Below are 16,700 nucleotides of genomic sequence, written 5' to 3' on the forward strand. Positions count from 1 at the left end.
CTATAGAAATCCGAGTGCCAGCAAACGGCGTGCCGCCTGGCTGTCAGGCCCCTACAGGGGACGAAGCTCGAACGCCGCATCGGGACAGTCCTGGAGATTGCCCAGCCCGGCGGCGCGCGCCCGGTCCGCGGCCAGGACCCACCGGCGGGCGATATGCCACTCGGCCAGCGGAAAATCCTTGCCGGCTGCGTGTTCGGCCTTCTGCCAGGCCTTCCAGGCAAGCAGCACGCCGCCCGGTCCGCCGAGCGCATGCTCGAGTGCCTGCTGGTAGCGTTGTTCGGCCGTGATGCGGGCCAGCTCCGATAGCCCGGGGTAGTCGTGAAGGATGACGGTGTAGGACATACGTCGGTTCGATAACTGTATATCCATACAGTATATGACTGACGCGGGGCGGGCGCAGCGGTGTTTGCGCCACGAGGAAGGCGGCTGCCGCCCAGGCCTTAAAATACCGCCCCATCTGCCCATTGCGGCCTCCTTTCGCAGCACTCCATGACTTCCCATACGCCTACCAGGCATGTCACCCACCCCGCCTGGGGAATCGCAGTATTCGCGCTGATCGCGATCGTCGGCCTGTTCTACGTCAAGTGGTCGCCCTATTACGACCGCGCCTTCGTGGCGGCCGAAACCCACTCCATCGGCAGCTCCATCCTGACCGGCGCCCAGCCGACCCCGCCGGCGCCATCGTTCAAGGCTGCGCTCGATTACGCCGTGGCCTACGGGCTGGCCATCTGGAAAGCGATGGTCCTGGGGCTGTTGCTGGGTTCGGCGGTACAGGCCCTGCTGCCGCGCCGCTGGATTCTCAAGGTGCTGGGCGGCACCGGGCTGGGCAGCGTGGTCGCAGGCGGCCTGCTGTCCTTGCCCGGCATGATGTGCACCTGTTGCGCGGCGCCGGTCGTGGCTGGACTCCGCAAGTGCCAGGCCGCACCGGGCAGCACCGTCGCGTTCTGGCTGGGCAACACGGTGCTCAACCCGGCTACGCTCATTTTCATGGGCTTCGTGCTGGGCTGGCATTGGATGGGACTGCGCCTGGCGTTGGGAATCGTGATGGTGTTCGGACTGGGCTGGCTGATCAATCGCTTGAGCCGGGGCCGGATCCAGACGATCGATAGCACGCAGATGAAAGCCCTGCAGGCCGCGGGCATGGCCGACCTGGACGAGCCTCATGCGTTCAAGCGCTGGATGCGCGCCCTGACCCGGATGACGGTGCGCCTGCTGCCCGAGTACCTGGTGCTGGTGCTGCTGCTGGGCGCCGCCCGCGCCTGGCTGTTCCCGGAAGTGGGCGCCGGCGTGGACAACAGCCTGCTCTGGATCCTGGGCCTGGCCCTTGCGGGTGCGCTGTTCGTCATCCCCACGGCCGGCGAAGTGCCCATCGTGCAGGCCATGCTGTCGCTGGGCATGGCCGCCGGCCCCGCCGCCGCCCTGATCATGACCCTGCCGCCCATCAGCCTGCCCTCGCTCGCCATGGTGGTCAAGTCGTTCCGGCCCTCAGAGCTGGCGATCCTGACGGCGGGTGTCGTGGCGATAGGCGTGCTGGCAGGCGGCTTGGCGATCGTACTGGGATTCTGATAACGACGAGGGCAAACGCCGGGGAGATTGTCTTTGACAATACGGCGTATTTGCTCCATTGCATTGCGTAATCCGATCCGGCTTCCTATCGTGCTGGACATCCGGCCCATTCCCGCGTCCCCGCCATGGCCGAGAATCCGGCGTTCAAGGCCGAGCTCAATGCGCGCTACTACGAAGTGGACGCACGCGGCGCGCAAGCCTTCGGGCAGCAGCTTCGCCAAGACCTGAGCTTTTACTCGCAGCTCGTCAAGCGTACCCACATACGCTTGGAGTAGCGGGGAAGAGCCTCCTGGCGCGCCGCAACACGGCCCGCCTTCGACACGTCGCCTCAGCCCAGTTGCTCTCGCCAAATATCCAGGCTTTGCTGCGCCGGTCGGTCGGAGAAGCTGAACAGCACGGCCTCGCTATCTGCTCGCAGCGAATACGGCGCCCACGAAGGGCAAACGAATATGTCCTTGGGGCCGAAAGCGAACTCCTTCCCTCCCACCTCGCACACACCCGTCCCCTCGCGAACGGCGTAGACCGTCGCATCGGTCGACCGATACGGCTTCCCATGGAACCCGGCCGGCAGCAGCTGCAGGAAGGTACCGATGGTCGGCATGGGCCAGCCTCCGGTCGCCGGATTGACGTATTGCAGCTTGTGTCCCCAGCACGCATGCGGCTCGCGCGTGCCGGCGAGCTTCTGGAGCGCCTCCCGGCTGCGATCATAGGGGAACCACCACAAGGGCGAGGTACGCGTCGGCGCCTTGTATTCCACCGGCTTCATGGACAGGCCGAACTCAGCCAGGTTTTCCGTACCGTCACCAATGGCGGTAGTGGGCTGGCCCTCCCCATCTTCGCGGAACTGCGCATCGAACAGTTCGACAATGGGAACGTCCAGCCCGTCCAGCCATACCATGGGCGAGTCCGACGGATTGCCATGGTCGTGGAAGGACCAGGAAGGCGTGATGATGAAATCGCCTTCTGTCATGGTGATCCGCCTCCCGCCCACGGCCGTGTAGGCGCCCTGCCCCTGCAAAATGAATCGCATCGCCGACTGCGAGTGACGGTGCGGCGGAGCCACTTCGCCGGGAAGAATCAGCTGCAATCCCGCATACAGGCTATGCGTGATCCGTGATTGGCCGCGCAGTCCCGGGTTCTCCAGCACCAGGACACGCCGCTCCGCCTCTTCTGCGCTGATCAACTGCCCCGCGCGCTGGAGGAAGGGCCACATCGTGTCCCAGGTCCAGTGGTGCGGCACGCAAGGGGTGGCCGGGGTCTTGGGTACCAGCCCATGCAACACCTCCCAGAGCGGCGTGCAGCTGCGGGTGTCGATCAGCTCGTAGAAGGCTTGCCTCTGGGTTTTTGCCTCGTCGCTCATTGCGGGATTTCCTTGGGGTCGTACATCCATGCCATGCTCTCGGCCGTCTGCTCCGCCGTGCGCGACTTCAGGAAGGCATTGCGCAAGTCACGCGTGGCGTCGGCGGCGTGATAGGCGTGGCCATAGAGGCGTGCCGTCAGCTGGGTCCTGGAAGTGCGCAGATAACGCGCCTGCTGATAGTCCACGAATGCCTGGGGCAGGTTGCCGGGCAGCGCCTGCACGCGCCTGGCCAGGCAGACCGCGTCCTCCATCGCCATGCAGGCGCCCTGCGCCAGGTACTGCAGCATGGGGTGCGCCGCATCGCCCAGCAATGTCGTGCGCCCCTTGGTCCAGTTGCTGACCGGCTCGCGGTCGCACAAGACCCACATGCGCCACGACTCGATCTTGGCAAGCATGTTCAACACATGAGGATGCGCGCCCTGGAACCGCAGGTGCAGCTCCTCGGGATCGCCGTACGTATCCCAGCCGTCCTCGTAGCGATCGCTGTGGAAGACCGCGACCAGGTTGAAGAGCTTGCCGCCGCGCAGTGGATAGTGCACCAGGTGATACTTGGGCCCCATCCACACCACCATGGCGTTCAGGCGGTTTTCGATGGGCACGTCTTCGGTGGGCAATACCGCCCGATACGCGATATGGCCGGACACCCGGGGCTTTCCGTCACCCACGATGGACTCCCGGATGGTCGACCACAGGCCGTCGGCTCCGATCAAGCCCTCGCCTTCGTAGACATCGCCACTGGCGGTCGCGACAGTGACCGATGTTCCCTTGTCTTCAAACCCGGCGACCTTGGTGCCTGCGTGCAAATGCACCCGGTCCGACCGGCGGCAGGCATCGAGCAGCACGCCGTGCAGGTCCGCGCGGTGGATCAGGCCGTACCGCCGGCCGAACCGGCGCGGAAACAGCTCGCCCACCGGCAACTGCACCAGGCGCTCGCCCGACAGTGCATCCATGGCAACGATATCGTCGGGAAAGGCCGCCAGCTGGTTCACCGCCTCGGTCACCCCCAGTTCGTCGAACGTATAAAACGCATTGGGACCGAGCTGGATACCGGCACCGATTTCCTTGAATTCCTGGGCTTGCTCGAAAACATGCACTTCCCGCCCCTGGCGCGACAACGCCAATGCCGTGGCCATGCCGCCGATACCGCCGCCCACGACTAGCAAAGCTTGTCTCCTATCGTTCATTTCCCCTCCGCTATGCCGCGCGAACCTGCACTTGCATGGCACCCAGGCCCTCGACCGCAACGTCGATGACGTCGCCCGGATGCACCGGCCCGACGCCTTCGGGCGTGCCCGTATACAACAGGTCGCCCGGGTACAGGGTATAGAAGGACGAAGCCATTTCGATCAGCGCCGGTATGCCCAGCACCAGGTCGCGGGTGTTCGCCTGCTGGCGCACTTCGCCATTGACCTTGAGACTGAAGCCCAGCCCGTTGTCCGACGGCACCTCGTCCGCGGTGGTCAGCCAAGGCCCGAGGACCGAATAGGTGTCGATGGACTTGCGAAGGCTGCGCTCCTCCGGGCCTCGCGTCGTCATATCCAGTCCGACGCAATACCCGGCGATGTACTCGGCCGCGCGAGCCGCCGGGATATCCCTGCCCTCCTTGCCGATCACCACGACTACTTCGGCCTCGTGGTCATTCCGGCGATCCAGGTGCTTGAGCGCCACGCCTTGCGACGGGCCGACCAGTGAACTCGTCGCTTTCAGGAACAGCCCCACACGCTGGATCTCGCCCACCTGGTTGCGGTGGTGGATCTCCGCATCCTCTCGCGCTTCGGCCAAGTGCTTCAGATAATTCACCGGCGCAGCGATGATCTTGCCCGGGTTCGCGACAGGCGCCAGGAGGTCGATCTCGTCGAGCGCAAGCACCTTCGCTGTGGGCAACAACTGGCGCGCCGTGGCCATGACCTCCCCCAGGTGCGCAACCAGCGGATCGAAGCCCGGCAGCGGGTATCGGTATGCCGGAAGCTCGTCCAGGGCCTCGGTCACATCCCGGACTTGCGCGCCCTGGACGACGCCCAGGCGACCTTCGTTAAAACGGCAGAGCTGCATCGATGTCTCCTCGTGTCCTTGAAGTCCAGCCCACTTTAGGGTTGCCGTCATATTGCGTCAATTATCCGGGCTCTATATAGTCCATTGAAAAATACAAATTTGGAGACATGAGCAAACTCGACCTGAAAGACTTGGCGCTGCTGGACGCGTTGGCGAAAACAGGTGCCGTATCCGCCACGGCGGACGCGCTGGGCCTGAGCCAGCCATCGGTCAGCATCCGGCTGGGCCGGCTGCGGGAACACTTTCGCGACCCGCTCTTCGTGCGCACCTCGGCCGGCATGCAGCCGACTCCGCGCGCGGCCGCGCTGGTCCCGGCCGTCCAGGCGGCACTCGCGCTGTTCAGCGGCACGGCGGGGCAAGAGCCCGGGTTCGAGCCGGCCTCCTCCGACCGGATCTTCAGGATTTGCATGACCAACACCGGGCAAATGGTGGTGTTGCCCAAACTGCTCAACCGTCTCAGCCAGATCGCGCCCAACGTCCGCATCGAGGTCAGGGACCTGGACGAGGATACCCCCAGGAAACTGGAATCAGGCGAAGCCGCCCTGGCAATGGGGTTTACGCTCAACATGCAGGCGGGCTTTCACCAGCAGAAGCTGTTCTCCGAGCATTACGTTTGCCTGATGCGCAGCGGACACCCGCGTATCGGGCGCAAGCTTACCCGGGCGCAATTCCTGAATGAAAAGCACGTTGCCGTCATGACGTCCGGCACGGCGCACTGGATGCTCGACAAGGCCATCGAAGATGCCGGGGTCACCCGCCAGATCGCCCTATGGGTGCCGTCGTTCCTGGCGCTGGAGGAGATCATCGCCAAGACGGACTTTATCGCGCTTGCCCCGATTCACCTGGCCGAATTGATTTCAGCCCATGGTTCGATCAAATTCCTCGAAGTGCCCATCGACCTGCCCTCTTACCTCGTGCGTCAGTACTGGCACGACCGGTATCACCGGGACGCGGCTTGCCGCTGGCTGCGGTCGGTAGTGGTGGACGTGTTTCGCGATTGAGCACTTTCATGGGCCGAAGGGGCGCCTACGCAAGGCGCGCCTGGGCTGCTTCTACTGGGGTTCTATTCCCGCGTCCTGAACGATCTTGGACCAAGTCGGGATATCGGATTGGATCAACCGCGCGAAATCGGCTTGCGAGCCAGGCATCATTTCTATGCCGACAGGCGCGAATTTCTCGTGCGTGGAAGGCAATTTCAGCATGGCCTGCACGGCGGCGTTGAGCTTGTCCGCGATCGGCTGAGGTATGCCGCTCGGCGCAACCAGGCCGATCCAGACCGTCATCGAGAACCCGGGGATGATCTCGTTCAGCGCCGGCAGATCGGGCATGGCCTCGCTCCGCGTCGGGCCGGTGGAGGCCAGGGCGCGCAGCCGGCCGGCCTGCACATAGGGAAGCGTCGAGGTTCCGCCTTCGAACATCATATCGATCTGGCCTCCCAGCAAATCGTTCATGGCCTGAGCACTGCCCTTGTACGGCACATGCAGGATATTCGTGCCGGTTCGGCGCGTGAATATTTCGCCCGCCAGATGGTGGGTGCCGCCGCGGCCCAAAGAACCGTAGGTGAGCTTGCCAGGTTTGGATTTAGCTAGCGCGACCAGTTCCTGGACGGTTTTTACCGGAACGGAACTATTGACCACGAGATAGAAAGGGGTGGAGAACATCGTGGCGATAGGCGTGAAATCCTTCGCCGGATCGACGAGCAGCCCCTTGGTCGTCAGCGGGTTCAGGATCATTCCGGTTTGCGAACTGACGAACAAGGTGTAGCCGTCGGGCGCGGCGCGGGCGGCGACATTGGCCCCTATGGCCTGGTTGGCGCCGGGGCGGTTCTCCACGACGACGGGTTGCCCCAGCCGGCTGGCCATGTCTTCGGCCAAGCTGCGGGTGAACGTATCCACCAGGCCGCCCGGCGTATACGGCACGATGATCTTGATCATGCGGTCCGGGTACCGGTCGGCCTGGTCCTGGGCGGGCGCGGCGGCCGGCGCCAGCACCGCGGCAGCCAGGGCCAGCCAGGTCCTGGCCCTTGTTCCAAAGCGTGTCTTCATGTTGTCTCCTCCTAGGGGCAAAGCGGGCGCTTCATGCGCGTCGTGGTTACACCGCCATCTATGGTTGACCGTGGCGTTTCTTTGTTGCCGAGACTAATATAAGCATATTTTATATAAAGAACTCTTACAAATATTTCATCGTGGCAAGGAGGAGAGATATGAGCGCGTCCCTTTCTGGGTCAAAGAGCAGCCCTGACCTACAACGATTCGGCCTGCGTACCTTTCTTGCGTCGTTGTCCGACAACGACCTGGAACGGCATGCCGCACCTGTCGCGCTTGCCGATATCGCCGCGTGCCTGGAGGGCAATCCGCGCGCGGCATGGTTCGAAAACATCGAAGGGAGCCCCTTCGCCTTGTGCGGCAATGTCGCAGGCAGCCGAGCCCGCCTGGCCGCCGCCTTCGGAACCACGGCGGACAAGGTGCTGTCCGAGGTGCTCGCGCGGCTGCGCCAGCCAGGCGAGCTGGTGGAAGTGCCGCGTGCGCACGCCCCGGTCCAGGAGGTGGTGCTGACCGGCGACGAATGCGACTTGACCGCCTTGCCGGTGCACCTGCAGCACGAATTCGACGGCGCGCCGTACATATCCGCGTCGGTCGACTTCGTCCACGACCCCTTCGCCGGGCATACGAACGTAGGCATGCGCCGCCTCATGCTGCGCGGCCGCCGGTCGGCGGGCGTGGACCTGGTCGCGCCTTCCGATTTGCGCGCCATCTACCTGGCACGCGCGGAACGAGGCGAGCGCACGCCGGTGGCATTCGCCATCGGCAGTCATCCCATCGACCAACTCGCCGCCACGCTGCGCTTTCCCGGCGACGAGCTGGCGCTTATCGCGGCTTTGCGGGCCCAGCCTTTGGGCGTCGTCAAGTGCGTGACCAACGATCTGATGGTGCCCGCCGATGCCCAGTTCATCCTCGAAGGCTATTTCGACGAGCGCGGCCATGTGGAACCCGAAGGTCCTTTCGGCGAGTTCCTCGGTTACTACGGAGCGGTAAAACGCAATCCCCTCTTCCATTTGACCGCGATCACCCATCGCCGGGACGCCATCTTTCAAACCTCCTCCATCGGGGGGCCGAGCATGCAATGCACGGATACGGCGCAGCTGTGCTCCCTGCGAACGGAGATCCTCGTCTGGAAAGCGCTCGAGTCTGCCGTGCGCGAAGTGCGGGCGGTCTACGCGCCCCCCGCCGCGGGCGGATCGTTCAACGTCCGTATCGCGTTGCAGCAGCGCGTCCCCGGCGAAGCCCGCAATGCCATCGCGGCCGCATTCGCCTGCCTGGGCAATGTCAAGAACGTGTTCGTCGTCGATCCGGACATCGATATCTATTCCGACGCCCAGATGGAGTGGGCGCTGGCGACGCGTTTCCAGGCGAGCCGGGACTTGGTCGTCCAAAGCGGGTTGAGGACCGTTCCATTGGATCCTTCATTGGAAGGTTCGCGCACCACCGACAAGGCTGGATTCGACTTGACGCTGCCATGGCTGGCGCCGGGAGCCAGGCGCCCCATCGAGCATGAAGTTCCGCATCCCCCGAGGTTCGGGGCGTCGAGCCATGCTTCCCTGGAGGCTGCGCTGGAGAGCGGGCCCAAGTTTTTTGCGGAGCTCATGGCGGCTGTGGGAACGCGAGATGGGCGTGAGCTGGTCCGCGGGCTGGAAGATATTGCCTCGCGGCGCGCGATTGTGCGTGATGAGCAGGGGCGGTATCGGTTTGGGTGATAGCGGGTCGGGTGAAGGAGCGATTGTTTTGTCGGTTTGATCGTGGCAATAAAAAGCCCCTTGATCATGAAATCAAGGGGTCATTGCAATGACTGGCGGGAGGGTGTCATTCCTATTGTTGCGTGAAAGCCGCATAAAACCTGGGTTTTGCGGTTTTTCGTATGAACGCATACCCCCAAAACTACCCCTCAAAGACTTGGCTTCTCTTGGACGGATTTGGACGCAAAGAGCAGACGTGCTGATACCGGGCGGGATGAGATAACGCGCTCTATGCTGAACCCAAAAAGATGTCTCATGAGAGTACCGAGGGGACTGCGTTCTGCAAGCAGCCCGTAACCTGCCCTGGGAGCTTTCCCCAGTCACAAAACGTATCGTTGACTCTCACTTTCGAGCCGTTGGGACCGTTCTGCACGTTGTAGCAGAATGACCGCTCCCGACCCATTGCTGTCGCTGGAGTCTCGCTAACCAATGCCTGCCTTGCGGCGGATTGCCAGCTCTCGGAAGTTGCGTCCGCACCTACATTGAGCGACCGGAAGAGTTTCAACCGATGATTGACACGCTTTCCGAACGCCGTAACGCCGAACACGAGTTGGCATGAGCTCAGGCCGAAGCTGCATCGGCTTCCGGCGCTGCGTCTACCTCCGATTCCGCGTCCGAATCTTCAATCTCGAACACGCCTTCGAGGTAGTCTGCGTAACGCTGCTGCAAGTATTTGAGCGATGCGTCACGATCAACCTGAACGTCTAGATGGTCCTGGAAGAACTTCAACCGCGCACGATTTTCGTCGAGCACCTGTGCCCATGTCTTCGCATAGATGTTGACGTTTGGCTTTTCCAGAATCAGACCGGTTTCGTCCCTCACCAAATGCTCAGTATAGGGTTTTAGTTCGTCGCTGATCACCCAAAACGCCCACGTCACCCCGACTTTGGAGAAACGCGGGTCCTCCATCACGGAAAACGCGTAGCCCTGAATCTGCGTCACCTCGTCCGAACCGATGGGTACCTTCGGCGCTTTCAGCTCGACGACGAGGTGCGACAGACGGTTCGCCCGGTGCTGCTTCGTCGCCCTCGAAAGCATAAGATCCACGATGCCCCGCGTCTGTGAAATGTGCTTCACTGGCTCGTCGATCATGATCTTCGGATCCAGCATCTTCTTGTGCTCAACAAGAACCTGGGTCAGCGACTGGTCATCCACTGACAAGCCGAACTCTTCTCCAAAAAGCCAGCAGTTCTGAGCGATGATGCGATGTAACTGTGATCGTTCTTTCAGGCGCTTCTTGGGCTCCGGGTCGAAGAGCACGGCCTCCAAACCGTTGAGGAACTTCAAGCGGTCCGAGACCACCTTCGCAGCTCCGATAATCGAAGAGAGCGTCGTGTCCCGCAGAAGTTGCGCCAGTTCTTGCTGTTGCCGTTTCGGCAGTCGAAGCACCTCGTCCAGAATGACCTGCAAGTCCTCCGGGCTACGCTCGATCGCCTGACGCAGCATTCGAAGTTGAAACGCCTTATTCTTGCTTTGCGTCGTACTGAAGTCTGGCAGGTGCCGCGCCACGTTAACAGCCACGATGTCGAACACCTGACGTTCGACCTTTTCGACTGCTGTCACCGGGTCGCCCGCGAACGGGTAGACCTCTTCGCTCTTCCACTCCTCCACGACCGTTCTAGCCTGCTCCGCCGCTCGGGTGCGGAAGTGATCCTTGATCATTTGTTGCGCCTGCGTAATGGCGTCAACGACTGCAGTTTGCATTTCCGCGAGATCGACCGTCCCCTCCTTCTGTGCGAGGTCGAAATACGGCGAGTATAGGTAGCCAGAGAACGTGAAATTACCGATGTGGAAGCGACGGTCTACCTGCAAGAGCGGGAAACGTTGCTGGTTGCAAAGGTATAGCGTGCGGTTGCCTGCGGCTTTCCACTCGACAACATGCAAACGCACCCAGTGCTCTTTACCGTCGATTTCAATATCGTCCAAGTTGAAGTTCTTGCGACCGGCAATGGCCGATGCGGGGTTGATGGATCGACCGTCCAGTAAGATCTCCGTGTTCTCCTCATAGTCTGCCAGATATAGCGCGAAGATCTCGGTCAACTCCTGACGACCTTCGTCCGACGTAAACGTTCGGAACTCCTTGGTGGGTTCACGGATGGTAAGCGTCACCCCCGATTGCGCATCGCCATTAACCTGCACCTCGTCACTCACGTTGACATGACGGATGTCGAACGCAGTCATGCGGATAGTGTAGGACCAGAGCTTGCCATCCCGACGGTAGACCACCGCCCATTCGGCGACGTTGCCAAGAGCGAATGCCTTGAAACGCCCACGACCTTCCTGCCCATGAAGAAACCGGCCGGACACGGTTTGTGATTTGGACTTTTTCCAGGAGCCACCGAGGAAGCGAAAAAAGCCGGGCGCATCTGTACGGGCGATGCCTTCTCCATTGTCTTTGACGACGATGGCATCCAGTGCCCCTAGGTCGTTGTACTCGAACGAGACGTCGACAGTTGTCGCGTCGGCATCAAACGCGTTCCAGATCAGTTCAGCCAACGCCGGGATGGGGCGAGCACGCGTGATCTTCTCGAGAAAGTCCGATTGCACCTCAACTGGATACTGTTCTGCCGCCATGCGTTCTCCAATCTTATTGTCCGGGGCTGCCTACCGTGTCGCTTTGTATCGCAGCATTCTACTGTCTGCGGCGCCGCAAACCTATGTCCCTGACTTTGAATAACACTAGGTAAGTGGAGGCGACCTTGAGGCGGCGGTTCTCAGCCAGAAGGCCACCAGGGCATCGGCAGTCAACGACTTACCCCAGCCTGAACTGGCAGTTCCAGAAAGCTGTCATTGCCCGCTCCAGGCCGGAGGCGGTCCTTGCCAAGAGACGTTTGCCACGTGGACATCTCCGCCCCCGGCAGCGAGCCTGTCTGCAAGAAGTTGCCGGTTCGAAACCATCCTCCGTCGGCCGGCCCTGGCTAAGCCTGATGGCCACCCTGAGACAAAAAAATTGACTTTCGCAGAGTGCCGGGAACCCCCGGCACTCTGCCAACAGCCTACAGCTTGCCTGGGGCTCTCCCATCAATCCGGCGGCAGCCCACACTCCTCCCGCCACTCATTCATCACGTCATACCGGATGGCATAGCCGACGCGTTGAGCCTCATCGATTCTGGCGTCCAGACAGGCTTGGCCCTTGCTGCCGGCAGAGGACCGCGCCGGCGCCGGCTGTGCCTGCGCGGCTGACGATCCCGCCGTTCGTCCGAACGAATAGGCATAAGTCCCCAGGTTCGTGACCACGGTGACCTCCTTTACGCTGCACATGTGCGCGAAGAGCTTGACGCCGTCCCCGAACTTGAAGGTCAGGGGCAAGGGGTAGATGCCGCCCAGCTTGACGTTCTTGCAGTTGCCCCGGTTCACGTTGAAGTCGGTCAGCACGACCTCGTTGGTCACGGATTCAAGCAGGACGATGGGAACGCCCTGCTCGGTATACAGCGAGACATCGAAGGGCGCTTCGTCCGCGAACGACGACGCACAAACGCCAGCCAAACCGATGGCAAGCAAGACTTGTTGGATTTTCATGATCGGTACTTCCATGTGAGTGAAAGGGAGGGTCAATTCTTGAGGGCGTCGGCCTTTTCCTGAATCCTCCGCGCCTTCACCGCATCGCCGCGCAGCATGATGAAGGTAATGATCGGGGTGAGGACCAGCGACAGGAAAAGCCACCACAGGGCGCTGCGGCCCATGCGCTTTGCCTTGATGCCGACGACGGCGAACATAGCCATATAGGCAATGAAGAGAGGCAGGACGACGATCACGGCCTACTTCCCCTTTGTGGCGTGCAGGAGCAGGAAGCCCAGGATCGGAGAGGCCACCAGTGAGATGAGCAGCCAGAGCAGGAAGCTGCGGCCGGAGGACTTGGCGGCGAGGCCGACGACGATGGCCAAGAGAAACCAGAGGATGAGCAGGGGGAACGCTTTCATAGGTGGCGAGTTTTCATTTTCAGGGTGAACGCGGGGAATGTAAGCACAGGAATATCAACTCAATAGGTCGAATAACAACCTAAAAAGCACTTCATCCCAAAAAGCTGATGCCCAACCATTCCAGTCGGAATTGGAGGGCGTATGCCAGGAACAGAGGAAAGGCGCTTGGCCGAGAGGGTGGGCCGGGCCATTGCGAAGCGCCGTGGGGCCTGCGGGTTGACCCAGGAACAGGTGGCCGAGCGCCTGGGCATCGGCGTGGAAGCCGTATCGCGCATGGAGCGCGGGGTGGCGCTGCCCACCGTGGTGCGCCTGGGAGAGCTGGCCGAGATCTTCGGCTGCAATATTGCTGATCTCGTCACGGAGACGAGTTCCCGAGCTTCCGACCAGGCCCATCACCTGGCGCAGTTGCTCGCCCGGATGAGCAGCGCCGACCGGGCGATGGTGGTGGACATTGTCGAAACCCTGGCTAGCCGCCTGGGCAAGGGGAAGTAGCAACCACGTTGCGCCTTCGGCTTGCCGCCACCTAAGGGCCAGCCCGGCAGCAGGCTAGCCGCTGTCCGATGCTGCCCACGCACCTTCCACGAGGATGATGGTGGTCGTGGCCCGGTTGGCCTCGGTGGTGATCCAGATGGCCGTTCCCTCCGTGATTCCGTAGCGGGACTGGACGCGCAGACCAAGTAGCAGGGCCAACTCGTTTTGCAGCACATCCTCGGGCGGGATGTCGCCCCAGTCGCCATGAATGTGCCGGGCCAGCAGCCAGACGCCTTCCACGCCCGCTGCCTCCAGCGCGAACGTGGCTGCCTCGGTGATGAGCACCTTTCCTGGGTAGAGGCGCTGCCCTGGCCTGGGGTTTTCAATGCCATGTGACATGGTGGTTCTCCAAAAAGACGAAAGCCCAGCGGGTTGCGCTGGGCCTTGGGGTTTGGGCAAAGGGAGGCATCAGGGTGCCTCTCCTGTCTTGGCCTTGAGTTTGGCGGCAAGGCTCGCCTTGGCTGGCGGCATGACGGGAACCTCCTTGACCGCCGACGCGGGCTGATCCGGAAAGAACTCCTCCACCACCGCAGGCACGTCCTCCACCGACTCCTCGAACGCCCCATTGGCAAAGCCCTGGCGAGCGGCCTCATCGAGCGCCGCCTGGTCAAAGCCCGCCGCCTTGCGCCGCTCGTCCAGTTCCCGCGCTTCCTTGATCGCCTCTTCCAGCGTCATGCCGTTGGCCGGGATCAGGTCCACGTAGTAGATCGGGGTACGGTAGCTCTGCGTGGTGGACTTGCCGCGCAGGCGCAGTTCCAACGGCATGCAGGCCAGCAGCCCGCCCGAGACCGCGTGGTAGTAGCGCATGCGCGCCGCCAGTGTCCGGATCGAGTTATAGGAGGTCGTCCTCAGCACGAAGCAGCCAAGCTGGTCCAGGCCGATGATGGCGTACAGCCGCCCGTAGGGCTTGCACTCCCGGTTGTGAAAGCCGCAGCTATCCGGGGTGTAACAAGGCAGCGTCTGCATACCGTCGTCGGTATCGCGCCGACACGTTTCGCCGTCACCCACGCAAATAGGCCTTCCGTCCTCCCGGTCGAAGTAGGAATACTCGGCCCGCAGGTTCAGGTCGGGGTCGTTGAAAGGCAGCAGGATGTCGATGGCGCGCAGCTTGTCGCCGCCTCGCAGCTTGCGCTGCACCTCGTCTTGGGGGTGCAGCAGCCAGCCGTCGCGGGTCTGCACTTGGGAGGTGATGGTGAACTGGTCGTCCTTCTCGGGAAGCCGCTTGCCGTTCTTCTCGACCACCCGGCCAATGGAAATCCGCCCAACCACGGGCGGGGTGATCGCCAGGCCCTTGAGCATGGTGTTCTCCTGTAAGGGTTGAGCATGGTCAATTCCGGATCAGGAATCGACGGGTGCCGGGTTTGGTGATGGCGTATTCCGCCACCAGCTCGGGATGATTCAAGAGCAGCAGATCGGTGTTGATCGTCGTGCTGTCCTGGCTGCGCCGAAACAGCACTCGCCCTGTCTCGAACCGCGCCTCAGACGCATCGCCCATCGCTTGCTGCAATTGCTGCTTGAGCGTTTCTGCCAGGGCTTCCTTGGCCTTGATGTCGGCCTTGACATTGACCAGGTCGGCGAAGGTGGCAGACAGGTTCCTGTCGTCGCTGAAATCCACCGCGCTGGAATGGCCCGGGTACAGCACGCGCAGGGCGCGGTCCGCCGATTCGGAGCCGTCGGCAGGCGGCGGGGTGTCGCGGGTGACGTACTCCCAGAAACGGGCTTCCAGGGTGATGAGGCGCGAGATCAGGTCCTCGTCGCGCTGGATGCGGTGGACTTCCAGCCGCTGGCCGCAGATGAGCACGGCCACATGCGCGGCCTGCTTGCCCGTGACGGCAAGTTGGTGCTGGACTTGGAGCTGCACGTACTCTGGCACGCCGTCTTGCCAGAGCTTCGCGCCGAACTCCCCCGCCGTCTTGCATTCCAGGATCTGTACCAGGGGCGAGCCGACGACTTCGCGGTCCAGGTTGGCGAGCATGAAGGGGAATTGCGGGTGTTGCAGGACGGCGTTGACCTTGCGCACCTTGTTGCCCGTCTGCTTGGTGTAGGAAGCCGCCACGATAGGCTCCAGCATGGTGCCCCAGTACACCGGATGGGTCGTGTCGTCCGGGTCGGGCTGGGGCAGGCCGGCGTCGCGTCCGGTCTTCTCCATCCAGAGTTCGAGTTGTGACTTGTACGGACTCAGGCCCACGGCCGCGGCGGCGTCGGAGCCGCCAATGCCGGTCTTGCGCACTTCCAACCAATCGGCGCGCTTGATCTTGCGGGTATCGATCAGGCGCAGGGCAGGCCGGTTTTCACACTTTCGTTTCGGTAAAGCCATGATGAAACCTCCAGAATGAAGAAACCCGGCCAGCGCGTGGGCGCTGCCGGGCTTCATGGGGGATGTGGGATGGGGTCGAAAAGCCTGCGGTGCTGGTTCACGCCACCAATCGCAAGGCTTCGTCCCAGGCCTTCTGCTTGATGGCGGCGCCCGCGCCAAACCAGGCCGCGTCCAAACGGTGGTTGTTGGAACGGGCGCGGCGGTGGTGGTCGATGTACTCGGTAATGCTGTTGAGCAGTCCCCAAGCCGTGCCGGAGGCCGAGGCCATCTCCGAGCCCTTGCCGCGACCGGCATAAAGCTCCTGCACGGTCTTCATGGCCCGATCATTGACGGCGGTGGGGATGCCATCGGCCTGCGGGTTGACCGGGTAGGTCAGCACCCGCTTGAGGAAGGCTTCAACGGCATCGTCCTTCACCTTGCATTCGGCCAGGGCCTTCATGCGGGCGAGGAAGGCGTCCCAGGACGAGATGGCGATGCCGAGCTGGCGCTTGACGGCCTGCGGGTCGAACTGGCTGCGGTGGCCGACCTTGACCGCGCCCGCGCCGTCGCCCAGGGCAATGGCCAAGGTGTTGTTGCAAACTACGCGCACGGACGTGAATTGCGCCGTGGTCGCCAGGGTGCCGTCGCAGGCCGTGGCGAGCAGCAGGTAGCCATTTGACCTGCTCGGATTTTTCACACCACTGGGATTTGGAATCTAGCTTCGGTTGGTAATCTTGATGCAGCGACCTGGGCGGCCTGCTGCGGTGTCAAATAGCCTAGACTGGAGTGCGGCCTGACGGTGTTGTAATGCTGGCGCCAGTCCTCAATCACGATGCGTGCCTCGGTCCGGTTGCGGAACCACTCCATGTTCAGGCACTCGTCGCGCAGCTTACCGTTAAAACTCTCTGTCGTGCCGTTCTGCCAGGGCTTGCCTGGGTCGATCAACGCTGTCTCGATGCCCTGATCCACAATCCATTGCAGCAAGGCATGCGAGACGAATTCCGGGCCATTGTCCGAGCGCAGGTAGCGCGGTGCCCCGCGGTCGCTAATCAGGCGGGCCAGTATCTCGATCACTCTGCGCGAACGGATCGACCCGGCCACATCAATGGCCAGGCACTCCCGCGTGTACTCATCGACTAGCGTCAGGCATTTAATCTGCTGGCCGTTGGCGCATGCGTCAAA

General features: G+C 62.4%; 18 protein-coding genes and 1 pseudogene. 5 read left to right on the forward strand and 14 right to left on the reverse strand.

Features of this window, described 5'->3' with window-relative positions:
• Positions 1-51: 51 nt before the first annotated feature.
• Entirely contained in the window at positions 52-342 is a 291-nt protein-coding gene (locus tag QHC78_RS20540; protein WP_319747929.1) for a hypothetical protein, read from the reverse strand.
• A gap of 147 nt (positions 343-489) precedes the next feature.
• Between QHC78_RS20540 and QHC78_RS20545 the strand changes: the two genes are divergently transcribed.
• Both QHC78_RS20545 and QHC78_RS20550 read left to right on the forward strand, forming a co-directional pair.
• The gene (locus tag QHC78_RS20545; RefSeq protein WP_319747931.1) at positions 490-1,566 is read left to right on the forward strand and encodes a permease; all 1,077 of its coding nucleotides are present in this window, start codon (positions 490-492) and stop codon (positions 1,564-1,566) included.
• A gap of 125 nt (positions 1,567-1,691) precedes the next feature.
• The gene (locus QHC78_RS20550; RefSeq protein WP_319747933.1) at positions 1,692-1,841 is read left to right on the forward strand and encodes a hypothetical protein; all 150 of its coding nucleotides are present in this window, start codon (positions 1,692-1,694) and stop codon (positions 1,839-1,841) included.
• A 53-nt stretch (positions 1,842-1,894) separates the two neighbouring features.
• Here the strand turns inward: QHC78_RS20550 and gtdA are convergent, their stop codons facing one another.
• From gtdA to QHC78_RS20565, 3 genes are read right to left on the reverse strand one after another with little or no spacing between them, the layout of a single operon-like run.
• Positions 1,895-2,926, reverse strand: coding sequence for a gentisate 1,2-dioxygenase (gene gtdA, locus QHC78_RS20555; protein WP_319747935.1), 1,032 nt, complete (start codon positions 2,924-2,926; stop codon positions 1,895-1,897).
• Positions 2,923-4,110 (reverse strand): 3-hydroxybenzoate 6-monooxygenase, encoded by a 1,188-nt coding sequence (locus QHC78_RS20560; protein ID WP_319747937.1) that lies wholly within the window; start codon positions 4,108-4,110, stop codon positions 2,923-2,925. Before QHC78_RS20560 ends, gtdA begins: the two co-directional genes overlap by 4 nt.
• Positions 4,111-4,120: 10 nt before the next feature.
• A complete protein-coding gene (locus QHC78_RS20565) occupies positions 4,121-4,978 on the reverse strand; it encodes a fumarylacetoacetate hydrolase family protein (RefSeq protein ID WP_319747939.1) in 858 nt (285 codons plus the stop codon).
• A 107-nt stretch (positions 4,979-5,085) separates the two neighbouring features.
• Between QHC78_RS20565 and QHC78_RS20570 the strand changes: the two genes are divergently transcribed.
• The gene (locus tag QHC78_RS20570) at positions 5,086-5,979 is read left to right on the forward strand and encodes a LysR family transcriptional regulator (RefSeq protein WP_319747941.1); all 894 of its coding nucleotides are present in this window, start codon (positions 5,086-5,088) and stop codon (positions 5,977-5,979) included.
• A 51-nt stretch (positions 5,980-6,030) separates the two neighbouring features.
• On the opposite strand, the gene QHC78_RS20575 is transcribed toward QHC78_RS20570, so the two are convergent.
• Positions 6,031-7,023: a Bug family tripartite tricarboxylate transporter substrate binding protein gene (locus QHC78_RS20575; protein WP_319747943.1), complete on the reverse strand. Its 993-nt coding sequence runs from the start codon at positions 7,021-7,023 to the stop codon at positions 6,031-6,033.
• Positions 7,024-7,181: 158 nt separating this feature from the next.
• On the opposite strand from QHC78_RS20575, the gene QHC78_RS20580 reads away from it, so the two are divergent.
• The gene (locus QHC78_RS20580; protein WP_319747945.1) at positions 7,182-8,732 is read left to right on the forward strand and encodes a UbiD family decarboxylase; all 1,551 of its coding nucleotides are present in this window, start codon (positions 7,182-7,184) and stop codon (positions 8,730-8,732) included.
• Positions 8,733-9,332: 600 nt separating this feature from the next.
• On the opposite strand, the gene QHC78_RS20585 is transcribed toward QHC78_RS20580, so the two are convergent.
• The 4 genes from QHC78_RS20585 to QHC78_RS20600 all read right to left on the reverse strand — a co-directional run bounded on the left by QHC78_RS20585 (position 9,333) and on the right by QHC78_RS20600 (position 12,691).
• Complete coding sequence (locus tag QHC78_RS20585) at positions 9,333-11,345, reverse strand: ATP-binding protein (RefSeq protein WP_319747947.1); 2,013 nt, start codon at positions 11,343-11,345, stop codon at positions 9,333-9,335.
• Between the two features lie 447 nt (positions 11,346-11,792).
• Positions 11,793-12,290, reverse strand: a complete 498-nt coding sequence (locus QHC78_RS20590) for a hypothetical protein (RefSeq protein WP_319747949.1) — start codon at positions 12,288-12,290, stop codon at positions 11,793-11,795.
• 32 nt (positions 12,291-12,322) lie between these two features.
• On the reverse strand, positions 12,323-12,526 hold the full coding sequence (locus QHC78_RS20595) for a hypothetical protein (protein ID WP_319747951.1): 204 nt from the start codon (positions 12,524-12,526) through the stop codon (positions 12,323-12,325).
• Positions 12,527-12,529: 3 nt separating this feature from the next.
• On the reverse strand, positions 12,530-12,691 hold the full coding sequence (locus QHC78_RS20600) for a hypothetical protein (protein ID WP_181952749.1): 162 nt from the start codon (positions 12,689-12,691) through the stop codon (positions 12,530-12,532).
• Positions 12,692-12,832: 141 nt separating this feature from the next.
• On the opposite strand from QHC78_RS20600, the gene QHC78_RS20605 reads away from it, so the two are divergent.
• The gene (locus QHC78_RS20605) at positions 12,833-13,183 is read left to right on the forward strand and encodes a helix-turn-helix domain-containing protein (RefSeq protein ID WP_319747955.1); all 351 of its coding nucleotides are present in this window, start codon (positions 12,833-12,835) and stop codon (positions 13,181-13,183) included.
• A 54-nt stretch (positions 13,184-13,237) separates the two neighbouring features.
• On the opposite strand, the gene QHC78_RS20610 is transcribed toward QHC78_RS20605, so the two are convergent.
• The 5 genes and pseudogenes from QHC78_RS20610 to QHC78_RS20630 all read right to left on the reverse strand — a co-directional run.
• Positions 13,238-13,561 carry a hypothetical protein gene (locus QHC78_RS20610; RefSeq protein ID WP_319747956.1) on the reverse strand — a complete coding sequence of 108 codons (324 nt, stop codon included), beginning with the start codon at positions 13,559-13,561 and terminating at the stop codon, positions 13,238-13,240.
• A 69-nt stretch (positions 13,562-13,630) separates the two neighbouring features.
• Complete coding sequence (locus QHC78_RS20615) at positions 13,631-14,521, reverse strand: recombination directionality factor (protein ID WP_319747958.1); 891 nt, start codon at positions 14,519-14,521, stop codon at positions 13,631-13,633.
• A 28-nt stretch (positions 14,522-14,549) separates the two neighbouring features.
• Positions 14,550-15,539: a YqaJ viral recombinase family nuclease gene (locus QHC78_RS20620; protein WP_319747960.1), complete on the reverse strand. Its 990-nt coding sequence runs from the start codon at positions 15,537-15,539 to the stop codon at positions 14,550-14,552.
• Positions 15,540-15,636: 97 nt separating this feature from the next.
• Positions 15,637-16,197: pseudogene (locus tag QHC78_RS20625) on the reverse strand (DUF932 domain-containing protein); the annotation flags it as partial.
• A 14-nt stretch (positions 16,198-16,211) separates the two neighbouring features.
• Positions 16,212-16,700: integrase core domain-containing protein (locus tag QHC78_RS20630; RefSeq protein WP_319747962.1), on the reverse strand; the 489-nt coding region annotated here is incomplete at its 5' end.

The organism is Pigmentiphaga sp. (assembly GCF_033795525.1).
Classification (GTDB): domain Bacteria; phylum Pseudomonadota; class Gammaproteobacteria; order Burkholderiales; family Burkholderiaceae_B; genus Pigmentiphaga.